The sequence below is a fragment of the Phycisphaerae bacterium genome (assembly GCA_024102815.1).
GTDB lineage: Bacteria > Planctomycetota > Phycisphaerae > UBA1845 > UBA1845 > JAGFJJ01.
Genome location: JAGFJJ010000054.1, coordinates 31,215 through 50,856, shown reverse-complemented (window position 1 = coordinate 50,856; position 19,642 = coordinate 31,215). Strand labels below are relative to the sequence as shown.

The window sequence follows — 19,642 nt, the reverse complement described above, 5'->3', positions numbered from 1 at the left end:
TTGTGTGGCAATCCGGTCATGGTCCGAAAACGCAACACCCATTTTCGGCTGCGTCAGCGCTCAAACACCATCTCCCCGCGACGAATCACGGTCCGTACGCAATTTCGTCCGCACTCATACACCCATCGCGCGTGATTGGGTACATCGAGCACGACCAGATCTGCCTGCATCCCGACCGCCATCGCTCCGAGTCGATTCTGGCGACCGAGCGCCGCCGCGGCGTTGGCGGTTGCCGCTACCAGCGTCTCCGTCGGTGTCATCCGGCACTGCGTGCAGGCAATGCTCATCGTCAGCGGGAGCGATTCGACCATCGACGAACCGGGGTTGTAATCGGTTGCGATCGCCACCGGAAGGTCGGCGTCGAGCATCCGCCGCGCCGGTGCCTGTTCCACGCCCAGGAAAAATGAGCAGGCCGGCAGTACGACGGCGACCGTTCGGGACCGTCGCAATGCGGCCATGGCGTCATCGTTGACGGTTTCCAGGTGGTCGGCCGAGACCGCTCCGACCTCCGCCGCCAGCATTGTCGCTCCCATCTGCGTAATCTGATCGGCGTGGACTCGCGGGCGCAATCCAAACCGGGCCGCCGTCGTCAGCACGCGCCGTGACTGTTCCACGGAGAATGCCGTTCGCTCACAAAATACGTCACAGAACTCGGCGAGCTCCTCGTCACGAATCGTGGCGAGCACGTCATCGGCCAGCACCTGATCCAGGTAAGCGTCGGCGTTGCCCGCAAACTCCTTCGGCGTGGTATGCGCCGCGAGATACGTGCCGACGATTTCCTGCATGGCCAGCGCCTGGAGACGCTTCACCGCGCGGAGCATTTTCAGCTCGTCATCGACGGTCAACCCATACCCGCTCTTGATTTCGACGGTTGTTACGCCTTGGGCGAGCATGCGCTGCAGTCGGGGCAGGGCCAGACCGACCAGTGCTTCAAGCGACGCACGCCGCACAGCCTCGACGGAAACGCGGATGCCGCCACCTTCCTCCGCAATCTGCGCGTAGGATTTCCCCTCGATGCGCTTCACGAACTCCGCCTCGCGCGAGCCCGCAAACACGGTGTGCGTATGGCAGTCGATCAATCCGGGAACAACGCAACCACCCTCCGCGTCGATCGCGCGGGCGTCGGCGGGCGCGCTCAAGTCTGTCTCGGGGCCGAACCACCGGATCAGCCCGTCTTCGATCAGCACCGCGGCGCCCGCAATCGTCTCGATCCTGCCCATCGCCCGGCCAGGGACCGGACCCTTGGGCACGACAACAAGTTCGGAGATGTTGCGAATGGCGAGCATGATCATCTCAGGTCGGGGAACGCTCCCGTGGCGAACTATCGCGTTCCGGTTCCCGGCGCATCACCCAGTCGCGTGGGCATGTCGGCCAACACGTACGCTACCACGGCCATCGCCGCGACATTGCGCGAAAGGAGCTGCGGATCGATCTTGTCGAGCGTGTCTGCGTGGCTGTGGTGGTAATTGAAATAGATCGATCCGTCGACGCGATGCCCCAGCAGCATGACCCCTGCGTCTTTCATAGGGCTTACATCCGCGCCGGACCAGCCCGTCTCCACGTGCATGGAACCGAGATCGTCGAGCAGCGAGACGATATCCGCCATCTGCGCCTGCGCGAGCCGCTCCCGGCTGGTGTCCTTGCAGTCCACCGAGAATCCCAACGGTTGGAAGATGCCGCTGTCCGATTCCAGCGCCGCGACATGATCGGGCAATTCGTGGGCGTGTTCATCGGCGTAGGCCTTGCCGCCGCGCAGCCCGTTTTCCTCGTTGACCCAGAGCACGACGCGGATCGTTCGCCGAGGCCTGAGATTGAGCTTGCGGAGTACGTTGATGGCCTCCATGGCGATGACGCACCCGCCTCCGTCGTCATGCGCGCCGTGGCCCACGTCCCACGAGTCCAGATGCCCACCGATGACCACAACCTCGTTTGCGTGTGACGATCCGCGCAGCTCGCCGATTACGTTGGCCGAAGGGGCATCGGGGAGCGTCCGAGCCTCCATTTCCAGTCGAACGCGAACCTTCTCGGCGCGCCGGGTCAGACGGGCGATCATTTCCGCGTCTTCAACCGTTATCGCGGCCGCCGGAATTTGCACCTCGGCATCGCCGTAGTTCATTGCGCCCGTGTGCGGCGTATAGAGACTGCTCGCCGTCACGGAGCGAATCAGGCACGCGACAGCGCCTTTTTCCGCCGCGATTCGTGCCCCGTGTGTGCGATAGTACACCGTCTTTCCGTAGCCCGATCCCTGAACCGGGTCGTAGGGCGGCATCGCCTTGTTAAACAAGACAACCCTTCCTTCAACGTCCGCTCGATCCAACTGGTTGAACTGCTCCTCGTCTTCCACGACAACAACCTCGCCGGTGATACCGCTCGGCGGTGTACCGACGGACCCGCCGAGTCCAAGCATGCCCATCGGCCGTTCGTGCGGATCGAGCATGGTCAGCGACTCCCGCCCCCGTACCCAATGCGGCACCATGACCGTCTCCCGGCGAACGTTCTCCTGTCCGTTGCGCTGCATGGTCCGCGCCGCCCAATCCACAGCCTTCTCGAGCTGCCGCGAACCGCTCAGCCGCGGTCCGACCGTCAGGCAAAGCTCTTCCATTTTCTCCCAGGCATCGTTACCCGCGAGCGTGGCGTTGATAATCCGCTTTGCCGCGTCCCGGTAGCGGTCGGCAATGGGCGTGCGGCGATCGGCGCGCGGCGGTGGTTCGGTTTCGGGATAAGTTCCCGCGGCTGCCACCGCGATGCCGATCGCGACGGTTGAAATCAGGGACAGATTCACGTTGTTTGTCTCCTCTCCCCAGGAGGGTATTACCCGGCCGGATTCATGGCCGTCTCCTCCGCTCAGGCCTGCCCGCCCGGCTCATAGTGAATCACGACGGTCAGCATGTATTTCCCCGACTCACGCGCTTCCGACAGCGGCGTGACGCTGTGTTTGATGGTCAGGATCCTCGGCTTCGCCTGCCGTTCCCACTCGTTAAACTGCCCGACAACCTGGTCAAAGTCATCACGATGATCGCCGGGTGCGCTGATGACATGCAGGGGCATGGTATCTCCTTCGATGTTGATTTCCGCGGACTTCCCCCATCGCCTGGGCCGGACGAATCCGCCCATCTTACGGACTCAGGTACGGGACTCCAAGCGCCTGGGCCCATTGCAATTCGAACGCGTCCCCGTGTCGCAACAGCCGCCGAACGCTAGACTGTGGGCCATGGCCGGTACGCGCCTGGTCAATTTCTCTCTTGCACGGAAGTTCATTCTCCTGTTCGGGTCGGCCGTGCTGCTGACCATCGCCGTTACCCTGCTGTTTCCATTCGTTCAGATGAACAATCTCGACGTGGAAGCCATGCTCATGCAGGCGAACTGGGTGGCGACCTCGGCGTACCAGTCCGTGGACCTTCGCCAACCAGACTGGGTGGCGGCCCAGGCCCTGCTCGAGGCCCGCTGGCCGACCATGGTCGAACAGTTCGGGCTGCCCCCACGATGCCCCGTACTCGTTCCCGCCCGTACGCCGCCCGGCCAGAACCTTGTGGCGCTCTCTACCCAATTGCACGGCTTCCGCGCCGAAGCCGTGGAACGACTCTCCCGCTATCCTTCGCAGCGCTATTTCTGGCGCCTGCAGGATGAAGGCGACACATTCCGCTACGCCTTTGCGGTTCGTCCTGGCCTGGGCGATCGACACCCCGAGACTCTCGACGGCATCATCGATGTGCAGCTCGATGTTCCGCCGCAGAATGCCCGGTGGAACATCATCGTCACCATCCTCGCCGGCGCGACCGGCGCCATCCTCGCGCTGGTGGTCTTCTACATGGTAACGCAGCGACTCGTCCTTCGTCCGGTGCTGGCTCTTCGCCACGCAGCCGAAAGGGTGACCTCCGGCGATGTCGAGGTCCGCGCCACCATCAGCAGCGGCGACGAATTCCAGGAGCTCGGCGACGCCTTCAACGACATGCTCACCCACCTCCGTGCCGCTCAGGAGGAACTGCGCCGCACGAACCGCTCGCTCGACGTGCGCCTCGGCGAACTCGCTGAACTGAACGTCGGTCTCTACGAATCGGTTCGATTGAAGAGCCAGTTCCTTGCCAACATGAGCCACGAGTTGCGTACACCGCTCGTTTCCATCATCGGTTTCGCCGAGCTGCTCCGCGATTCCTGGGACCGACCCGACATCGACCGCAACCGCCTCGCCCGATTCGCGGAGAACATCCTGAGCAGCGGCCGCGGCCTGCTCGAGATCATCAACGACCTTCTCGATCTGGCCAAGATCGAAGCGGGCAAGATGGCCCTGCACCTGACGGACTTCGCCATCGATGCGCTCTGCCACGATCTCATCGACTTTGTCCGGCCGGTGGCGGACAAGAAGAACCAGCGCCTGGAACTGACCGTTGCCGACGACCTGCCCCGGTTTCATAGCGATGCCGGAAAGATCAAGCAGATTCTTTACAACCTTCTCAGCAACGCCGTTAAGTTCACGCCCACGGGCGGGTCAATCTCATTGAGCGTCTCGGGCGAGAGTGACGGATTCGTCCGGCTTGCCATCAGTGACAGCGGTCCCGGCGTCCCGTCTGAACAACACGGCCGGATATTCGAGAAGTTCTACCAGGCGGACGGTTCAGCCACACGCGAATCCTCCGGCACGGGACTGGGGCTGGCCATCTCGCGGGAGCTGGCGCACATGCTCGGCGGTTCGCTGAATCTGGCGGACGACCCGCCCCCCGGCGCGACGTTCGTGCTCATCGTGCCCGCCGTCGCGCCGCCGCAGGCGACGGTCGAACGGCCTCGACTCACTTGAGAGCGCAGCTTTCCCGCCGGCGGCCCGGGCGAACACCTCTCCGCAACGACTCTTCGGAGGAATGTCTGCGGTGTGGCGGCAAGCGTCCGGTTTCTGGAATAGCGCCGGTGCGGCGCATAAGATGGAGAGTCCGGGCGCTTCGGCGAGGATGCCGGTTGAATTCTTGTCGGGCGCCCCCTAGGATGCCCGTCCCCGGAGCGCGTCCGGTTGTGGCAGGATGTCGCGATGCTCATGAAGCCGATCGCACCAGCCATCTACCCGAACAGCCTGATTGCCCAGCAGGATCCGACGGCGGCGGCGTTCACGGGGATTGCGATTCTGGGCGGCGTGGTGGCGGCACTGATCGTGCTGCTGCTTATCGTGAACCAGATTCGCAAACGCCTGGTGCGCGGGGAATCCGCCAACGAGCCGCCATTCACGCTCGACTCGATCCGTCGCATGCGCGACCGCGGTGACCTCAGTGAGGGTGAATACGAGGTCCTTCGACAGCGGATCATCGACCAGGCGTCGCGGTAGTTGGATCAAGCGGCGCCCGCCGTCGCCCGATAAATAACATGTACACGGCGCGCGTCCGACTTCGAAGCAGATCGGGCCCGCGGTGCTTCGCTCGTTTAGTGCGTTGTAAGCCGGCTTGGCAGGAGCTTGAATATGCCTTCCGTTCGAGGTGGTGGTGACGGCAATCGACCGCGACGCGCCAGCACGTGCAGCTTCTGCGGCAAGAGCCAGCGCGATGCCGGGCCGATGGTCGAAGGTCCTCGCGATGTCTTCATTTGCAAGGCCTGCATCGAGCTCTGCCACAACATCATCAAGCAGGAGATGCGTCGCACCTCCGCGACCCGCGCCGTGCTCCAGGAAGTGCCTTCCCCCCGCCAGATCCACGAGTTTCTCGACCAGTATGTCATCGGGCAGGAGCGGGCCAAGCGCATTCTCTCCGTCGCCGTCCACAATCACTACAAACGACTCCAGCATCTTGATCGCGCGAATCCGGAAGACGTGGAGATCGACAAGTCCAACGTGCTGCTCATCGGGCCCACCGGTGCAGGCAAGACCCTGCTCGCCCGTACGCTGGCACGAATGCTCAACGTGCCCTTCGCCATTGCCGACGCCACGACGCTGACCGAAGCCGGTTACGTGGGCGAAGACGTCGAGAACATCCTGCTCCGTCTGCTGCAGAACGCCGAGTACGACCTGGAGACAGCCCAACGCGGCATCATTTATATCGACGAGATCGATAAGATCGGAAAGACCTCGCACAACGTCAGTATTACCCGCGACGTCTCCGGCGAAGGCGTCCAGCAGAGTCTGCTCAAGATGCTGGAAGGAACGGTTGCCAACGTTCCGCCGCAGGGCGGCCGCAAGCACCCCGAGCAGCAGTACATTCAGATGGACACGACCAACATCCTGTTCATCTGCGGGGGTACCTTCGTCGGGCTCAACGACATCATCGAGCGGCGCATCGGCCGCAGTACCATCGGCTTCTCCACCGAGGCCGATCCTCACGACGACGCCAAGTCCCGCGGAGAAGTGCTCCGCCAGGTCGTGCCGGAAGACCTCGTCTCCTTCGGCATGATCCCGGAGTTTGTCGGCCGTATGCCCGTGGTCTGCACGCTCGAGCCGCTCGACGTGGAGATCCTCACGCGCATCCTGACCGAGCCGCGCAACGCCCTCGTTAAGCAGTATCAGAAGTTCTTCGAGTATGAAAACTGTGCACTGGAGTTCTCGCCCGAGGCACTGCGGCTCATTTCCGAACGGGCCCTGGAGCGCGAGACGGGTGCCCGTGGGCTCCGCGCCGTGCTGGAAGAGATCATGCTCGAGCCCATGTACCAGCTTCCCGACTACCGCGAAAGCGGCAAGCTCGTCGTGACGGAGGGCGTCGTGCTCCAGCAGGAGTCCCTGCTGCCCGCTAAGCCGCGCCGCCGCCGTGAATCGGCTTGATCGAGGCCCGAAGTCGCTGCCGCACCGGGCAAGCCGGACCATTTGATTCGTGTAGTTTAGTGCTCCAGGGGGATATCCCCGGACCGCGTCGCGATTCCCCTCCCGTCCAGCGCCCAGTCGTTCGATTATCAGACATAACGGGTCGTCACCGTGTTCGGCCTGTCCTGATGCAGTGACGATATCTTAATGTGCTGATAGATGCCTCGAACCGGCTGGCCGCGGCCACGCTGCACTTGAGGGGTTTGGCTCCGAAGCGGTTCGAGATCGACTTGACAGGAGGCGCAACCGTGCCCATCACCATGATCTGTCCTCGGCTGCGCTGCCGGGCGATGCTTCGCGTTCCCGACTCCGTACGCGGCAAGCGCGTTCGGTGCTCCGAATGCGGCGTCTCTTTTTTCGTGCCTGAGTTGACCGTAGGTCGCGCCGCGCCGCGCAAGAAGGAAGCCGCACCTGCCGGCAATGCCGATACCAACGTTCCCGCCGAGAATCCCTCCTGATGTGAGGGAGTGCAATCAACCCAGGGCCGTCGGCAGTGTTCCCACGCAACAGATGATGGGTGCGATGAGAGCTATGATGATGGCTCCCAGCGCCATGCTCCTTTTCTGCGGCCGGCGAAGACCTACTGCCGCCGCAATTAGCGTAGCCACCCACACGCCGAGTGCTGACAATTGTGTCAGACTGGCGAACATCATCCCCGGCGGGAATCCACCGCCCGTGTTCATCTCCAATGCCGCCCGACGCTGCGCCTCGAAGAAACTCATTCCCTCGTCTTCTACCAGCCGCGTATAGACCTCCTCGAAACGCCGAAAATCCTCCCGGTAAACCCACATCAACGCGACTGTCGCAATGGAAAGCAGGATCAGCAGACAGGCCAGGACCATCGCGGTGACGGCAGCGGGATTCGAACCGGCCGGATTAGGGCGCCAAGCCGGCAGGGCCATCCCCGGAGCGGATTCGTACGGCATCGGACCCGCTTCCACCGTTAGCGAGGGCGCATCCTCCGAGCTGGTCAAAGGGGCTTCCAGCGTCGATACATCCGGTGCGGTTACGGTGGACTGGCAGTATGGGCAGCGCACCGGACGCCCTGCCCACTCCTCGTCCACTTCGATCGGCTGATGACAGGCTTCGCACGAAAACTGAATCGCCATGCTGGAATCGTAGCTCTCGTCACACCCTCGGGCAATCCGTCCCGGATCCATCATAACGTCTTCGTTCGGATTATTTTTCAGCGCGATTTTGGCCGTCGGAATCCGAGTCTGCTTCGACTTTTCAACCCGCGCCGCCGGGCCGGCCGATCGGACGCGCAACTCTCGCGCCCGCGATGCGCCGAGTTTGCCGTTTTTCAGCGCGCTTTGCCCCATCCGCCGGCTCAAGTCGGTGTAGAAGGCGCGCCGATAGCTAGCCCCGATTCCATGTAACCACGACGCCACGGCCCCTTCGCCGACACCGGGAGGTGCTTGATGATGACCAAGACCGACGCCATTGACGCCATCACACGCTTGAATGCCACGGCCCGTCCCACGTTCCTGGCCGAGTTCTCCCTTCGTGAACTCGAGGAATACCTCGAACGGCTGCGCTCCCTGCGCGGCGATCCTGAACTGGACGCCCGCTCCTCGCGCGATCCTGTCGCGCCCCCTCCCGGATCCCGCCGTGGTGACGCAGCTTTGTCACATGCGGAAACGCCCGGCGCTTCGCGCAACCCGACTACCGCGCCCGAAAGCGCTCGAGAAGATCGATTATTCGCCTGATGTTCTCCGGCAGTGGTGCCTCCAGCTCCACCGGCTTCTCGTGGATGGGGTGGATGAAGCGCAGCCGGCGGGCGTGCAGGGCCTGAAAGGTGATGAGTGGCTCCGTGTCGCCCTCACCCCGCAGATCGAATTCGCTGATCCAACGGCCGCCGTACATCTTGTCACCCACGATCGGATGCCCAATCGACGCCGTGTGCACGCGAAGCTGGTGCGTTCGGCCCGTCTTCGGAAATAGCTGCACCGTCGAATACCCCCGATAACGCTTGGCCACGCGGTATTCCGTGATGGCTTCTTTGAACATTGCCTGTCGCGGTGGCGAGGCACTGGGCAGCACCATCCGCTGTGTTGTTTCCGGATGCGGCGCCAGTGGCTTGTTGATCACGTCCGCATCCAGCGTCATTTCCCGTTCGCAAACCGCGAAGTATTCCTTCTGAATCGTCCGCCGTTCGAATTGCATCGACACGCGCCAGTGGGCTTCGTCGGTCTTGGCGATCAGCAGCACGCCCGTGGTGTTCTTGTCCAGCCGGTGCATGATCCCCGGGCGGAACGGGTCGCTTCCCCTGCTCAGCGAAGCGGCGTAATGCGCCACGCCGTTGGCGATGGTGCCGGTCTGCGTCACGTTCGCGGGGTGGCACACCACGCCCGCCTGCTTGTTCAAGGCGATCAGCCAGTCGTCCTCGTAAATGATGTCCAGTGGGAGGTACTCCGGAACCAGCTCCGTCGGAGGCGGCGGCGGGAGAATGATCTGGATCGCGTCCCCCAGCGACGGCTCGTAGCTGGGTTTGGTGGGCATACCGTTGACCGTCACCAGCCCCTGCTTGATGAAGCGCTGAATCACGGTGCGGGAGATGCGCGAATAGCGCCCGCGCAGGTACTTGTCCAGCCGTTTCCCGGGCATGCGCTTCCGCACGACAAAGCGGTGTACGTCCCCGCCCTCATCCGTGCCCTCGTCGTGCTCGACGCCCGCCGGAGCGAGACCTTCGCCTTCCTCGTCCCGCTCCGGTATCTCGTTTTCCTCTAGCGGCATGGCAGTGATTCCCGACGGCGTCATGAACAAGAAGCGGCTGGCACCACATAGGGTCCGCATCGCAACCGGCAGGAACGTGCCTGGTGCAATGCTAACGCAGCGCATCGAAAACCGACTCCCTTTCCGGGAATCTCCATGCGCCGGTCCGACCCGTCAAGCACCGCTTTCTCGATCCGCTCGCGAACAACCTTTCCCCAGTCGGAAGTTGTAATTCCCCGCGAGCCGGGCGACGGCGGGCGCTATGCTGAATTGGCCGTACGTCGACGCCGGCACCACCCTCCAACCGCATCGGCGCAGCAGATGAACGGGTTCCCGCCCCCACGTCAAAACCACTCATCCGTGCCCGCTTTTTCGCAACCAAGAGCCCCGCCTGACCGCTATTAAGGATATTGGGACCTGACATCGAAGCCCGACGGCTCAACACGATCGTCGCGCCACGAGTACCCCCTGGTCGTTACCGGTCCATTGCCTGTTTCCGACCTCCCCAAGGAGATTGTTCATGTTGAGACTCAGAATCTCGACGGCCTTGTTGTTCCTTTCCTTGACGGGGTGGCTTTCCGCTCCGGCTCTTGCCGACCCCAACCCGAGTGATCATCCGGGAGACGTCCATTCCATGGCGGTGGATATCGCCGCGCTCCTGGCCCAGGCGGAGGCGATCTCACCGGCCGGCAAGGACCCTGAGCAGTCCAAGGCCGATTACAACGAAGTCATCAAAGACATGGAAGTTGTCAATATGACCCCGGAGGACAGCCTCCTGAAGATCTGGCGCTACCCACGAGGCAAGCGCGACAAAGATCAGGAGAAGGTTCTCTGCGAAGTCCCCGCCCGATTCTTGGGTGAGCGTTTCATGCTCTCGACGTCCGTCGCCGGTGGATCCTATCTGTTCGGATTCCCACTCAACGAGCGCGCGGTCTTCTGGAAAGTCCAGGGGGATCATCTCCTGCTCGTCGAGCCACAGACACGATTCATCGTGGATGGCAAGACGCCGGTCCGCGCCGCCGTTGAGCGGACCCATCCCGACTTGATCCTTGCGAGCGTCCCCGTCCTCGCCAAGAAGCCGTCGGATGACAGTCCGGTTTTTGACCTCGGCGCCCTGCTGAAGAGCGACTTCGCCGACATCGGCTGGCTCGCGCCGCGGGGAATGGCCCGGATCATTCCTCAGAACAGCACGTTCGAGAAGATCAAGCCCTTTCCCCAGAACGTGGAAGTGGCCGTCAAGCTGGCCGTGTCGCAGCCTCAACCGCCCGGGTCCTACAGCGAGATCGGCGTCCACTACAGCTTCTGGGCACTTCCCGAAACCGACTACTCTCCACGGATCGCCGACTCCCGCGTCGGCTACTTCCTGACCACCCACCAGGACTGGAGCGTCGATGTCGAAGCCCGCGACTTGTGGAAGCGCTATGTCGACCGCTGGCAGCTCGAAAAGCGCGACTCCTCGCTCGCCCGTTCCGAGCCCAAGGAACCCATCATCTTCTACATCGAGCACACCTGGCCCGTGGCCTATCGCGAAGCCGCCCGTGCCGGAATTCTCGAATGGAACAAGGCGTTCGAGAAGGTCGGCATCCTCAATGCCATCCAGGTCCGCCAGCAGGAAGTGGACAATGAATGGTCTGAAATTGACCTGGAGGACATGCGCTACAGCGGACTGCGCTGGATCACCACCGGCTGGGCTTTCGCTATGGGGCCACACCGCAGCAATCCGTTCACCGGGCAAATTTACGACGCGGACATTCTCTTCGACGATTCCATGGTGCGCGCATTTTCGCAGGAGGGAGACCTCTTCTCACCGGAAGCCATGCTGGCGCCTCGTCTGGCCGATGAAGGTCTCAAGCTCTTCTGGGACAAATTTCCCGACATGAAACCCCGCTTCCTCGCCCGCAGCGCCGAGTGGCCGGTGGGGATCGATACCAAGGGACGGACCGATCCCGGCGTCCTCTTCGACCGTTATCGCGAGCGCCATCCCTTTGGTCACGCGTGTGGTCTGATGCAAGGTATGCAGTCGCAGATGCGCTTTGCCGGTGCCGTTCTTTGCTCCAAGCCACCGGAAGTCCGTGAGAGGCTCCTCCAGGATGCGATCAAGGAGACCGTGGCCCACGAGGTCGGACACGCCCTCGGGCTGCGCCACAACTTCGCCGCCAGCACGGTTTACGCCCTGGAGGAAATCCCCGAGCGTGCCCGGGAAGGAAAGGCGACCTCGGGCTCGGTCATGGACTACCTGCCGCTGATGTTCGGTCACGACGGCGAGGGCGAAGGACATTTCAGCACGCCGACCATCGGACCGTGGGATTACTGGGCCATTGCGTACGGCTACCAGCCCTTCGACCAGTCCTACAAACCGGCCAAGAATGACAAGGAGGAATTGTCCGCGAAGTCGGCCGAGTCGGACAGGAATTCCAAGGCGTCCGACGACATCAGGCTGCCTCCGGAAATGGAACAGGCCATGGCCGCAGTCCCCGCCGAGCGGCGTGAAGCCGTCCGCCAGGCGCTGCTGAAGGCCGGCGTTGCCAAGATCGTGGATACCTCCAAAGACAAGGATAAGGAGCCCGCCGCAACGCCGCCCAGTGGCGAGGAGGGCATGCTCAAGGAAATCGCCTCGCGGGCTTCTCAGCCGGGACTGGTCTACCAGACCGATGAGGACACGACCATCTTCGGCATCGATCCACGGGCCAACCTGTGGGATCTCGGCCAAGATCCCTTCGATTTCGCCGAGCAACGCATGGTCCTGGTCAAGAAGCGACTCGGCAACTTCCTCGAATGGGCGGTGAAAGACGGCGAGAGCTGGGAATTCGCCCGAAGTTCCCTTCTTACGCTCATGCTCGAAAAAGTGCGCGTGATTGACTACGTCGGGCGGCTGATCGGGGGCCAGCAGGTCAGCCGAGCCCACCGTGGAGATCCTTCGGCTCCGACGCCCTACGTGATGATTCCCAGGGAGCGACAGGAGAAGGCGCTGCGCTTCATCGCCGAAAACCTCTACGATGACGATTTCTTTGATGTCGATCCTGACGTGCTGAAGCACCTGACGCCATCCCGGTGGTCACACCAAGGCGCCTGGGTATCGCTCAATGTGGAATTCCCCTATTACGCGTATGTCGCCTTTTTCCAATGGTGGAACCTCTTTGATCGCCTGTTTCCGCCGACGCTGGAACGCATCCACGATGCGGAGGTGAAGTCCGATCCGGAGGATCGGTTCACCATCTCGGCCTATTTGCAGGCGCTGCAAGCGGCCTGCTGGGAACCCAGTCTCGACGCGCAGCGCGCCGCTGACTCCGGAAAATGGGGCGACACCAGGCCGTTCATCCCCGGCGTGCGACGCTCGCTTCAACGGGAATACCTGAACCTCATGGAGCAGTTGGTGCAGTATCGCCCCGGCGTCGTGCTCTCTCCCGATCTGCACGCCATGGTGCGGCAGGTACTTTTGGACCTGAAGGGCGACGTCGAGAGGGTCTTGGCTGTCGATGGGCTCGACTTCCCCTCCCGCGCCCACCTCGAGTCCTGCCGGTTCCGCATCGATGCGGTGCTGAACCCCAAGTTCCAGGAACGAGGTCTCTGGTAGTCGTGCGCCGTAAAACGCGGTCACGGTCGCAGCCGATGGCTGCGACCGTGACCGCTGTTCATTCCTCGAAGTGAATCGCGCGATTACCGGCGACGCCGACGCGTCGGGAACCGCCCGCCAAGTGTCCGGGGGGGCTGCCCTCGCGAGCGACCCGATGTCGCCGTTTTCTCCGGCGGCGCACTCGGCCCGGGATGACCCTGCGCTCCGGCTGCCGCGGGTACCGACTCCCGTTCAGCCCGCAGCGGTGGGGGCTCGAATCCTTCCACCTCTCGCGCCGGGATCTGCCGGTTGATGAGCATCTCCACCGCCGTGAGCTCTTTGCCCTCCTCCCGGGTCACGAAGGTGATCGCCTTGCCCTGCGAGCCCATCCGTCCGGTCCGTCCCACGCGGTGCACATACACTTCCGGATCCTTGGGGATGTCGTAGTTGATGATGTGCGAGATCGCGCTCACATCGATTCCCCGGGCCGCCAGGTCCGTTGCGACCAGCACCCGCAACCGATGCTTGCGGAAACTCTCCATCACACGGTCCCGCTTCCGCTGCTCGAGGTCGCCATGAATCTCCTTCGCATTGACGCCCAGGTCGTGCAGCCGTTTGGCCAGCTTCCGAGCACTCGCCTTCGTATTGCAGAAGACGATCGCCACCGGCGGATCCTCCTCCTCCAGCACCGCCCGGAGCATCGCGAACTTCTGGTGCGGATCGACGGTGAGGTACCACTGGTCAATCTCGTCCACCGTGATCTGGTCGCGGGATACATTGACTTCCGCCGGGTCCTTCATGAAACGCATGGCCAGGCGCTTGATCTCGCCGTCCACCGTCGCGGAGACGAAGATCGTCTGGCGCGAGTCGGGCGTTCGATCCAGAATGGCCTTGATGTCATCGCGGAAGCCGATGTCCAGCATGCGGTCCACTTCGTCGAGCACTACAAACCGGATCTCGCTCAGATCCAGCACGCGGCGCTGGATGAAATCCAGCACGCGCCCCGGGGTGCCCACGACAAAATGCGGGCGGCGCCCCAGCCGGTGAATCTGCGTGGCCACCTTCTGCCCGCCGTAGACCTCGACAATGTGCAGTCCGGCGAACTCCGCCAGACGATTCAGCTCGCCGGAAACCTGGACCGCCAGTTCCCGCGTCGGCGCCAGGCAGATCGCTTGAAGTTTGCCCTTGGGATCAAGCTGCTGAAGGACGGGCAGGCCGAACGCCGCCGTCTTCCCCGTTCCCGTGCGCGCCTGTCCCAGCACGTCACGTCCTTCCAGCGCCACGGGGATCAGCGCCGTCTGAATCTCCGACGGCGTTTCAAAAGCCATCTTGCGTAAGGCTTTGAGAAAGCGGACTTCAATGCCGAGGTCGGCGAAGGCTTCGGGGAAATCGGCGAGTTTGTGCATGGTGTGTTGCGATTCGGGACAACTCAGTACAGTCATCAGTTTACCCGTCCGGCGGAAAACGAATCAATGAGCGGGGCCGAGGCAATCACAAGTTGCTTGCACGGTGTGGACGCGGCATCGCCGGTTGCCGGCCTCGACCAGAATCCGATACGGGGCGTCCGGCCCCAATTCTCAGATCTCAGGATTCCCTAATTTACGATAGTAGCACACTGGCACGTCGGTGCGATAGCCGAGATCGTCGAAAAGTGCCTTCGAGGCAAGATTCTCCGGTTCGATCAGGGCCGCGATGATGTCGATTCCCAGGGTCTGGAACCCTACTTCGCATGCCTCGACCAGCGCCCGAGCCACCCCCTGCCGGCGCCAGGCGGGCTCTACCGCCAGCCGGTTGATCCAGCCCTTTCGCTCGTCATGCGTGCCGAATACCACCCCGATCACCCGAGCGTCCGCTTCTGCGACGAGATAGAGCGCCCCGAATCGCGCCAACTGCCGCACGTAGGCCTCCCGTGTATCGCGACCCTTGGGCCGGTAAGGCAAGCCGGCGGCGCCCCATACTGAGACAATGGCGTCGTAGTCCGACTCTGTCGCCCCACGGATGCGCCACGGAACCGCCACCGACTCGCCTGCGGGAATTGCATCCCGGTTCGAGCTCATTTCCACTGGTCCCCGAAACTGGCCGAGAGGAACAGGAACTGTCCGTAATTGAACAGGACGTGCCCGGCGATGGCCGGTATCAGCGAACGCCGCCAGATCGTCAAAATACTGAAGATGATCGAGAGGATCGCGATCGGCACCATCATCGGCGGAGTCTGGTCTGCGGCGTGCGGCGCCACGAACAACGCAGTGCTGAGAATCACCGCCACGATCCAGCTGCTCGTCAGTCTCCGCAGGCGCGGCAGAATGAACCCGCGAACCATCAACTCCTCGTAGAAGCCCACGACAATTGCCAGCATTGCGAACGCGGCCGGAGACAGGTGCGGGATAATCTCGGTCAGAACGACCGCGTTCTCTTCGAGGGACTCCTCGAGGGAGGGGAAGAACGTCACGACGATCAGTGCATAAGCCACCGACAGAAACCATGCGACTGCCGCCCCGGCGGCGCCGAGAAGGACATTCAGGAACCAACTCCTGCCGGTCAGCCCCACGGCCTGCCACGACTGGCCCCGCCCGCGCAGAATGAGCCATACCAGCCCCAAGACCGCCGAGGCACGGACCGCCAGCACGGGCACCAGAATGGTGCGGTTGAATTCGGCTTCGGCCTCCTTGCTCATGCTCTCCGGAGGGAATGCTCCGCTCACCCCCAGGATCACGCCCGTGACGAACTCGGCCGCCACCACGAGCACAACAATGATGAATACATCGACGACGGTTGAACCGCGGCGCATGCCGCGGAGCAGCATCGGGTCGTCGGGCAAAGGCGGCGGGGCAGGAATGGTCCAAGGCTGGCCGTCGACCAACACGGGCCGGGCGACGGGAATCGCCCCGCCCTCATGATCCGGCGCGTCATTCTCCAGCGGGGCGGTAGGATCGAATTCGGTCATACGCCAAGAAGTCTACCCGATCGGCGTTGGTGTGCGACTGGGGACGATCTCGGGGACCAGAGCCCATGGTCTTCTTCTGTCATTCTCACGTAATCCGGCGCACGCCTTCCCAAGTTGACGACCCCCGGGGCGCGGACTAGGTTGACCTCGATCGCGTTTGCGCGTCGGGGGTGGCGTACTGAATATCCCACCCTGCCTCGCTCGCGCAACCACAGGGAGGACCGCCTTGACCGCAGCCACCGATGAACAACTGCTCCAACAGGCCGAGCAGGGCATTCGCGACTATCTCGACCGCGAGCGCGCCGCCGGCCGGATCAGCGGCACGTACTTCGATGCCGCCGTCGCCAACACACCCAAGCACCTCTGCAAGTGGCTCCTGGCGGACCAGCTCGACCGTATTTCCCCCAACCTCCGCGACGCCCTCCGCGAGGCGATTCGCGGGGAGCAATGGGAAGCACTGACCAACGCCTACTCCCGGGAAGTGGCTTTCGGAACGGGCGGCATCCGCGAGAAAATGGGAGCTACGGCCTCGATCATCCGCCGCCTCAAGGAAGAGGGCGTCCACGCCCCAATCATCAAGGGTCCCAACACCATCAACGACGTGGTCTACCTGCTCACCGCAGCAGGAACGGCCAAGTTCGGCGTGGAGCGCAAGCCGCCGCTTCAGAAAGTCGTCATCGGATTCGACAGCCGCGTTCGCGGGGCGGACTTCGCCCGGCTCATCGCAGAGCTCTTCCTGGCCTACGGCTATACCGTCTACTTGTTCGACGAGGCTTGCCTCTATCCGAGCGTGACTTTCGCCGTTCCGGCACTGAAAGCCGACATCGGCGTATTCATCTCCGCCAGCCACAACGATCTGCGATACAATGGCTACAAGCTCTCCTGCCAGAATGGCTCGCAGTTTGATCCCGCGGAGCGCAACAAGCTGTACAACGACTACATCAAGACGATCGCGTTTGAAGATATCAAAACAACTCCTTTGGCGGAGGCGCCGAAGGAAAAGCTCTGGTTCCTCGGCGGTGTGCGAAGCAAGGACCGGCGGGTCGTTGAGTCGGGTGAACATCAAGGCATGCCTCTGGGGGATCCGCTCCCCGACAGTGCATCCATCTACGCGGGGCGCGAGGACCGCATCCTCGATCTGCACACCCTGCACATCGAGCATGTCAAGGGATTCCTGCTCCGGCCGGAGATGATTACGTCGGCCAAGCACCCGCTTTCCATCGGCTACTCGGCGTTCAACGGCTCGGGGCGGAAGCTCGTGCCCCGCATGCTGGGGGAAATCGGCTTCCGCAACGTGCGGCGGATCATGCGACTCGATCCGCTCGACGGCATGTTTCCCGCGTTCTGCTCGGAGCCGGGGAGGGAGCAGCAGCCCGATCCCGGCGACTGGCGCGCGGCCGACATCGCGGTGGCGGCATTCAAGGACGAATACGGCAAGGCCTGGAACGAGGTCGATCTCATCATCGGCACCGATCCCGACGCCGATCGCTGCGGTGTGATCCTGAAGGTGCCACCGAACCAGCGCAAGGCGTATCCGCATCCGGGCACGGGCGAGCGACGCGACTACAGTCTGATTTCGGCCGACGAAGCGTGGTCACTGATCTTGTGGTATCGCCTGCAGACCGAAGTGGAAGGCTTCGGCAAGGTCCGCGACGCCAATCAGAAATTCATCGCCCTCTCGCACACCACGACGGACCTGCTCGTCCGCATCGCCCGCAAGTTCGGGCTCGGCGTGCTCAAGACCTGGGTCGGATTCGCGCAGCTTGCCGCGGGCTGCCGGGCCATGTGGGACCTGAGCGAGGGGAAGGCCACGCCCGGACTGACCGATGGCGGGCGTCTGCCGCGATACGAAGAGGGTCGCCTGCGCCCCGGCGAGGCGCGCGTGAATCGCACGATTCACTCCTGGATGGCGATGGATGACCCCCTGCGGAGTGTCAACATCGCGGCACTTGAGCAGAGCAACGGATTTTCCATGCTCGGGGGGCCGCCCCCGGACGAACGTTCACTCGGCACCGAGGGGCACGTTCGCGACAAGGACGGGGCCTTTGCCGCGGTACTCGTGGCGGAACTCGCCGCCTGGGCCAAGGAGCAGGGCACCAATCCCCTCGACCTGCTCGATGAGAAACTCTACCTCGACCCTGAGATCGGCCTGTACGCCACGCATTACGAGCCGGACCCGATCGACGGCGAATACGAAGGCCTGGCCGGTTATACCAAGAAGCGAAACATCCTCGCCAAGGCCGAGGAACTCTTCATCCATGTCGGGGATCGCCCGCCGACGCTTGGCGGAACGAAAGTTGTTGGAGCCACAGACTACCGTACCGGCAAGTACGACGCGGCGAACTGGGAAGGTTTCCCCGATGAGGGCTACCGGTTCTTCTTCGACGAAGAGCGAAACTCGCACTTGACCATCCGCCCCTCGGGTACATCCAACGCCCTCCGATTCCACGTGCAGTTATTCGGAGGGCATCCCTCGCGCGCTGCGCTGATCGACCGCAAGGCCGAGCTTCGTGCGAACTGTGCGGCCATTGTGCGGGACATCCGCGGATTGATCGGGGCCGAATAACGAAGACGGTGGGGCCCCGCAGATTCCCCCCAAGTCGCGTGGAATGTGTCGGGTTCCGGCACATGGGAAGGTGACACCCGGTCCGGTCGGAAGCATACGTACAAGGCTTGGACGAGCCGTCACCTTCACCTGCGTTTTGGTCAGTACGTTGCCCCGCCCGACTGCATCCGACTGCCGCCCAACGACTTAGGGCGAACCCGCTCGAGCGTCGCATTCAGATTTCTATTACAGGCGTCCGCTCCTTCCCCCCGATGCCCACGCCCAAACCGGCAGACCGATAAAAAACGCTTTGTTTGGCGGGTGGAATTCGATATTCTGGTTTTCGGACGTTGGGGGGGAAAGGAGTTGCACGCGCGGCCACTCCTGTCGTTTTTCACCTTGCTCAACCAGATTATCGCGATTCCGTGTCCGTTTGCGACGAGGGTCGGTGTGTACGTTCTCGCCTTGTATACGGTGCTCATTGCCTCAACGCCATTGAACACCGTTCAGGCTTATTACAACGATGACGGCTTCGTGGTTCTTCTTACGATCTACGAGCCCGAGTGGCAGCTCTTTGTCGACGTGGACAACAACCGCGCCACGGGGTACGAGGGCTACGAACTGATCGTTCGGAAGGCGGACGGTGACCAGAGCGTGCGATCGGCCACGGAGTTCGGCTACGCTCCCGGCGGCTGGGGCCGGACACTGTTCGGAGCCTCACTTTCTCCATATGGTGCCAGTCTCACGGCACGTGTTCCTTACGATACGGTGACGATGCGGTATGCTCTGGAGACGTACGTGGAAGGCGAAATCGTCAGCCGCATCAATGAGCAATACGGTTCGTTGCTCTACGGCATTATCGATTTCTGCCCCGCCGATCGCTACAAGTTCCAACCCGGGGAATGCGGCTGCGGTGTCGTTGACCGGTTCGGCTGTGGTCTCTTTGGCGATCTGGACCATGACGGCGATCTGGACTTGCGCGACTTCCAGTACTTTCAGAACGGGGAGGAGGCGCCTCCACCCGAATCCCCGCCCGAGTTCGCCCGGTACCCGTAAGATCACCGGAAACGCGTGGACTTTGCGCCGTGGACCGCGGTCGCGGGCCCACTTTCCATCCCA

Annotated in this window: 16 protein-coding genes; 8 read left to right on the top strand and 8 right to left on the bottom strand. The window is 62.8% G+C overall.

The window, feature by feature from the left end; genetic code table 11:
• Positions 1-53 precede the first annotated feature (53 nt).
• The 3 genes from J5J06_13575 to J5J06_13565 all read right to left on the bottom strand — a co-directional run bounded on the left by J5J06_13575 (position 54) and on the right by J5J06_13565 (position 3,048).
• On the bottom strand, positions 54-1,286 hold the full coding sequence (locus J5J06_13575) for an imidazolonepropionase (GenBank protein ID MCO6438118.1): 1,233 nt from the start codon (positions 1,284-1,286) through the stop codon (positions 54-56).
• Positions 1,287-1,321: 35 nt separating this feature from the next.
• Positions 1,322-2,602, bottom strand: coding sequence for a M20/M25/M40 family metallo-hydrolase (locus J5J06_13570; GenBank protein MCO6438117.1), 1,281 nt, complete (start codon positions 2,600-2,602; stop codon positions 1,322-1,324).
• A gap of 242 nt (positions 2,603-2,844) precedes the next feature.
• Entirely contained in the window at positions 2,845-3,048 is a 204-nt protein-coding gene (locus J5J06_13565; GenBank protein MCO6438116.1) for a hypothetical protein, read from the bottom strand.
• Positions 3,049-3,211: 163 nt separating this feature from the next.
• On the opposite strand from J5J06_13565, the gene J5J06_13560 reads away from it, so the two are divergent.
• The 4 genes from J5J06_13560 to J5J06_13545 all read left to right on the top strand — a co-directional run bounded on the left by J5J06_13560 (position 3,212) and on the right by J5J06_13545 (position 7,224).
• Positions 3,212-4,792, top strand: coding sequence for a HAMP domain-containing histidine kinase (locus J5J06_13560; GenBank protein ID MCO6438115.1), 1,581 nt, complete (start codon positions 3,212-3,214; stop codon positions 4,790-4,792).
• A gap of 225 nt (positions 4,793-5,017) precedes the next feature.
• Positions 5,018-5,308 carry a hypothetical protein gene (locus J5J06_13555; protein ID MCO6438114.1) on the top strand — a complete coding sequence of 97 codons (291 nt, stop codon included), beginning with the start codon at positions 5,018-5,020 and terminating at the stop codon, positions 5,306-5,308.
• 132 nt (positions 5,309-5,440) lie between these two features.
• Positions 5,441-6,727: an ATP-dependent Clp protease ATP-binding subunit ClpX gene (gene clpX, locus J5J06_13550; protein ID MCO6438113.1), complete on the top strand. Its 1,287-nt coding sequence runs from the start codon at positions 5,441-5,443 to the stop codon at positions 6,725-6,727.
• 188 nt (positions 6,728-6,915) lie between these two features.
• Positions 6,916-7,224, top strand: coding sequence for a hypothetical protein (locus J5J06_13545; GenBank protein ID MCO6438112.1), 309 nt, complete (start codon positions 6,916-6,918; stop codon positions 7,222-7,224).
• A 15-nt stretch (positions 7,225-7,239) separates the two neighbouring features.
• Here J5J06_13545 and J5J06_13540 read toward each other — a convergent pair whose 3' ends face one another.
• On the bottom strand, positions 7,240-7,929 hold the full coding sequence (locus J5J06_13540) for a hypothetical protein (protein MCO6438111.1): 690 nt from the start codon (positions 7,927-7,929) through the stop codon (positions 7,240-7,242).
• Between the two features lie 258 nt (positions 7,930-8,187).
• Here J5J06_13540 and J5J06_13535 point away from each other — a divergent pair, with 258 nt between their 5' ends.
• On the top strand, positions 8,188-8,475 hold the full coding sequence (locus J5J06_13535; GenBank protein MCO6438110.1) for a hypothetical protein: 288 nt from the start codon (positions 8,188-8,190) through the stop codon (positions 8,473-8,475).
• On the opposite strand, the gene J5J06_13530 is transcribed toward J5J06_13535, so the two are convergent.
• The gene (locus J5J06_13530; GenBank protein ID MCO6438109.1) at positions 8,432-9,502 is read right to left on the bottom strand and encodes an RluA family pseudouridine synthase; all 1,071 of its coding nucleotides are present in this window, start codon (positions 9,500-9,502) and stop codon (positions 8,432-8,434) included. The two genes, J5J06_13535 and J5J06_13530, sit on opposite strands and share 44 nt — an antisense overlap.
• A 499-nt stretch (positions 9,503-10,001) precedes the next feature.
• Here J5J06_13530 and J5J06_13525 point away from each other — a divergent pair, with 499 nt between their 5' ends.
• Positions 10,002-13,055 carry a zinc-dependent metalloprotease gene (locus J5J06_13525; GenBank protein ID MCO6438108.1) on the top strand — a complete coding sequence of 1,018 codons (3,054 nt, stop codon included), beginning with the start codon at positions 10,002-10,004 and terminating at the stop codon, positions 13,053-13,055.
• Positions 13,056-13,138: 83 nt separating this feature from the next.
• On the opposite strand, the gene J5J06_13520 is transcribed toward J5J06_13525, so the two are convergent.
• The 3 genes from J5J06_13520 to J5J06_13510 all read right to left on the bottom strand — a co-directional run bounded on the left by J5J06_13520 (position 13,139) and on the right by J5J06_13510 (position 15,978).
• Positions 13,139-14,476, bottom strand: coding sequence for a DEAD/DEAH box helicase (locus tag J5J06_13520; GenBank protein MCO6438107.1), 1,338 nt, complete (start codon positions 14,474-14,476; stop codon positions 13,139-13,141).
• 135 nt (positions 14,477-14,611) lie between these two features.
• Positions 14,612-15,091 carry a GNAT family N-acetyltransferase gene (locus tag J5J06_13515; GenBank protein MCO6438106.1) on the bottom strand — a complete coding sequence of 160 codons (480 nt, stop codon included), beginning with the start codon at positions 15,089-15,091 and terminating at the stop codon, positions 14,612-14,614.
• Positions 15,088-15,978 (bottom strand): CPBP family intramembrane metalloprotease, encoded by an 891-nt coding sequence (locus tag J5J06_13510; GenBank protein ID MCO6438105.1) that lies wholly within the window; start codon positions 15,976-15,978, stop codon positions 15,088-15,090. Before J5J06_13510 ends, J5J06_13515 begins: the two co-directional genes overlap by 4 nt.
• 226 nt (positions 15,979-16,204) lie before the next feature.
• Between J5J06_13510 and J5J06_13505 the strand changes: the two genes are divergently transcribed.
• Entirely contained in the window at positions 16,205-18,544 is a 2,340-nt protein-coding gene (locus J5J06_13505; GenBank protein ID MCO6438104.1) for a hypothetical protein, read from the top strand.
• Positions 18,545-18,973: 429 nt separating this feature from the next.
• A complete protein-coding gene (locus J5J06_13500; protein ID MCO6438103.1) occupies positions 18,974-19,579 on the top strand; it encodes a hypothetical protein in 606 nt (201 codons plus the stop codon).
• Positions 19,580-19,642 lie beyond the last annotated feature (63 nt).

Excerpts from the sequence above, each read along its gene's own strand:
- J5J06_13525 (MCO6438108.1), top strand. The coding sequence starts at position 10,002 with ATGTTGAGACTCAGAATCTCGACGGCCTTGTTGTTCCTTTCCTTGACG.
- J5J06_13520 (MCO6438107.1), bottom strand. The coding sequence starts at position 14,476 with ATGACTGTACTGAGTTGTCCCGAATCGCAACACACCATGCACAAACTC.
- J5J06_13570 (MCO6438117.1), bottom strand. The coding sequence starts at position 2,602 with ATGGAAGAGCTTTGCCTGACGGTCGGACCGCGGCTGAGCGGTTCGCGG.
- J5J06_13535 (MCO6438110.1), top strand. The coding sequence starts at position 8,188 with ATGATGACCAAGACCGACGCCATTGACGCCATCACACGCTTGAATGCC.
- J5J06_13510 (MCO6438105.1), bottom strand. The coding sequence starts at position 15,978 with ATGACCGAATTCGATCCTACCGCCCCGCTGGAGAATGACGCGCCGGAT.
- J5J06_13530 (MCO6438109.1), bottom strand. The coding sequence starts at position 9,502 with ATGCCGCTAGAGGAAAACGAGATACCGGAGCGGGACGAGGAAGGCGAA.
- J5J06_13560 (MCO6438115.1), top strand. The coding sequence starts at position 3,212 with ATGGCCGGTACGCGCCTGGTCAATTTCTCTCTTGCACGGAAGTTCATT.
- J5J06_13555 (MCO6438114.1), top strand. The coding sequence starts at position 5,018 with ATGCTCATGAAGCCGATCGCACCAGCCATCTACCCGAACAGCCTGATT.
- J5J06_13515 (MCO6438106.1), bottom strand. The coding sequence starts at position 15,091 with ATGAGCTCGAACCGGGATGCAATTCCCGCAGGCGAGTCGGTGGCGGTT.
- J5J06_13565 (MCO6438116.1), bottom strand. The coding sequence starts at position 3,048 with ATGCCCCTGCATGTCATCAGCGCACCCGGCGATCATCGTGATGACTTT.
- J5J06_13540 (MCO6438111.1), bottom strand. The coding sequence starts at position 7,929 with ATGATGGATCCGGGACGGATTGCCCGAGGGTGTGACGAGAGCTACGAT.
- clpX (MCO6438113.1), top strand. The coding sequence starts at position 5,441 with ATGCCTTCCGTTCGAGGTGGTGGTGACGGCAATCGACCGCGACGCGCC.
- J5J06_13575 (MCO6438118.1), bottom strand. The coding sequence starts at position 1,286 with ATGCTCGCCATTCGCAACATCTCCGAACTTGTTGTCGTGCCCAAGGGT.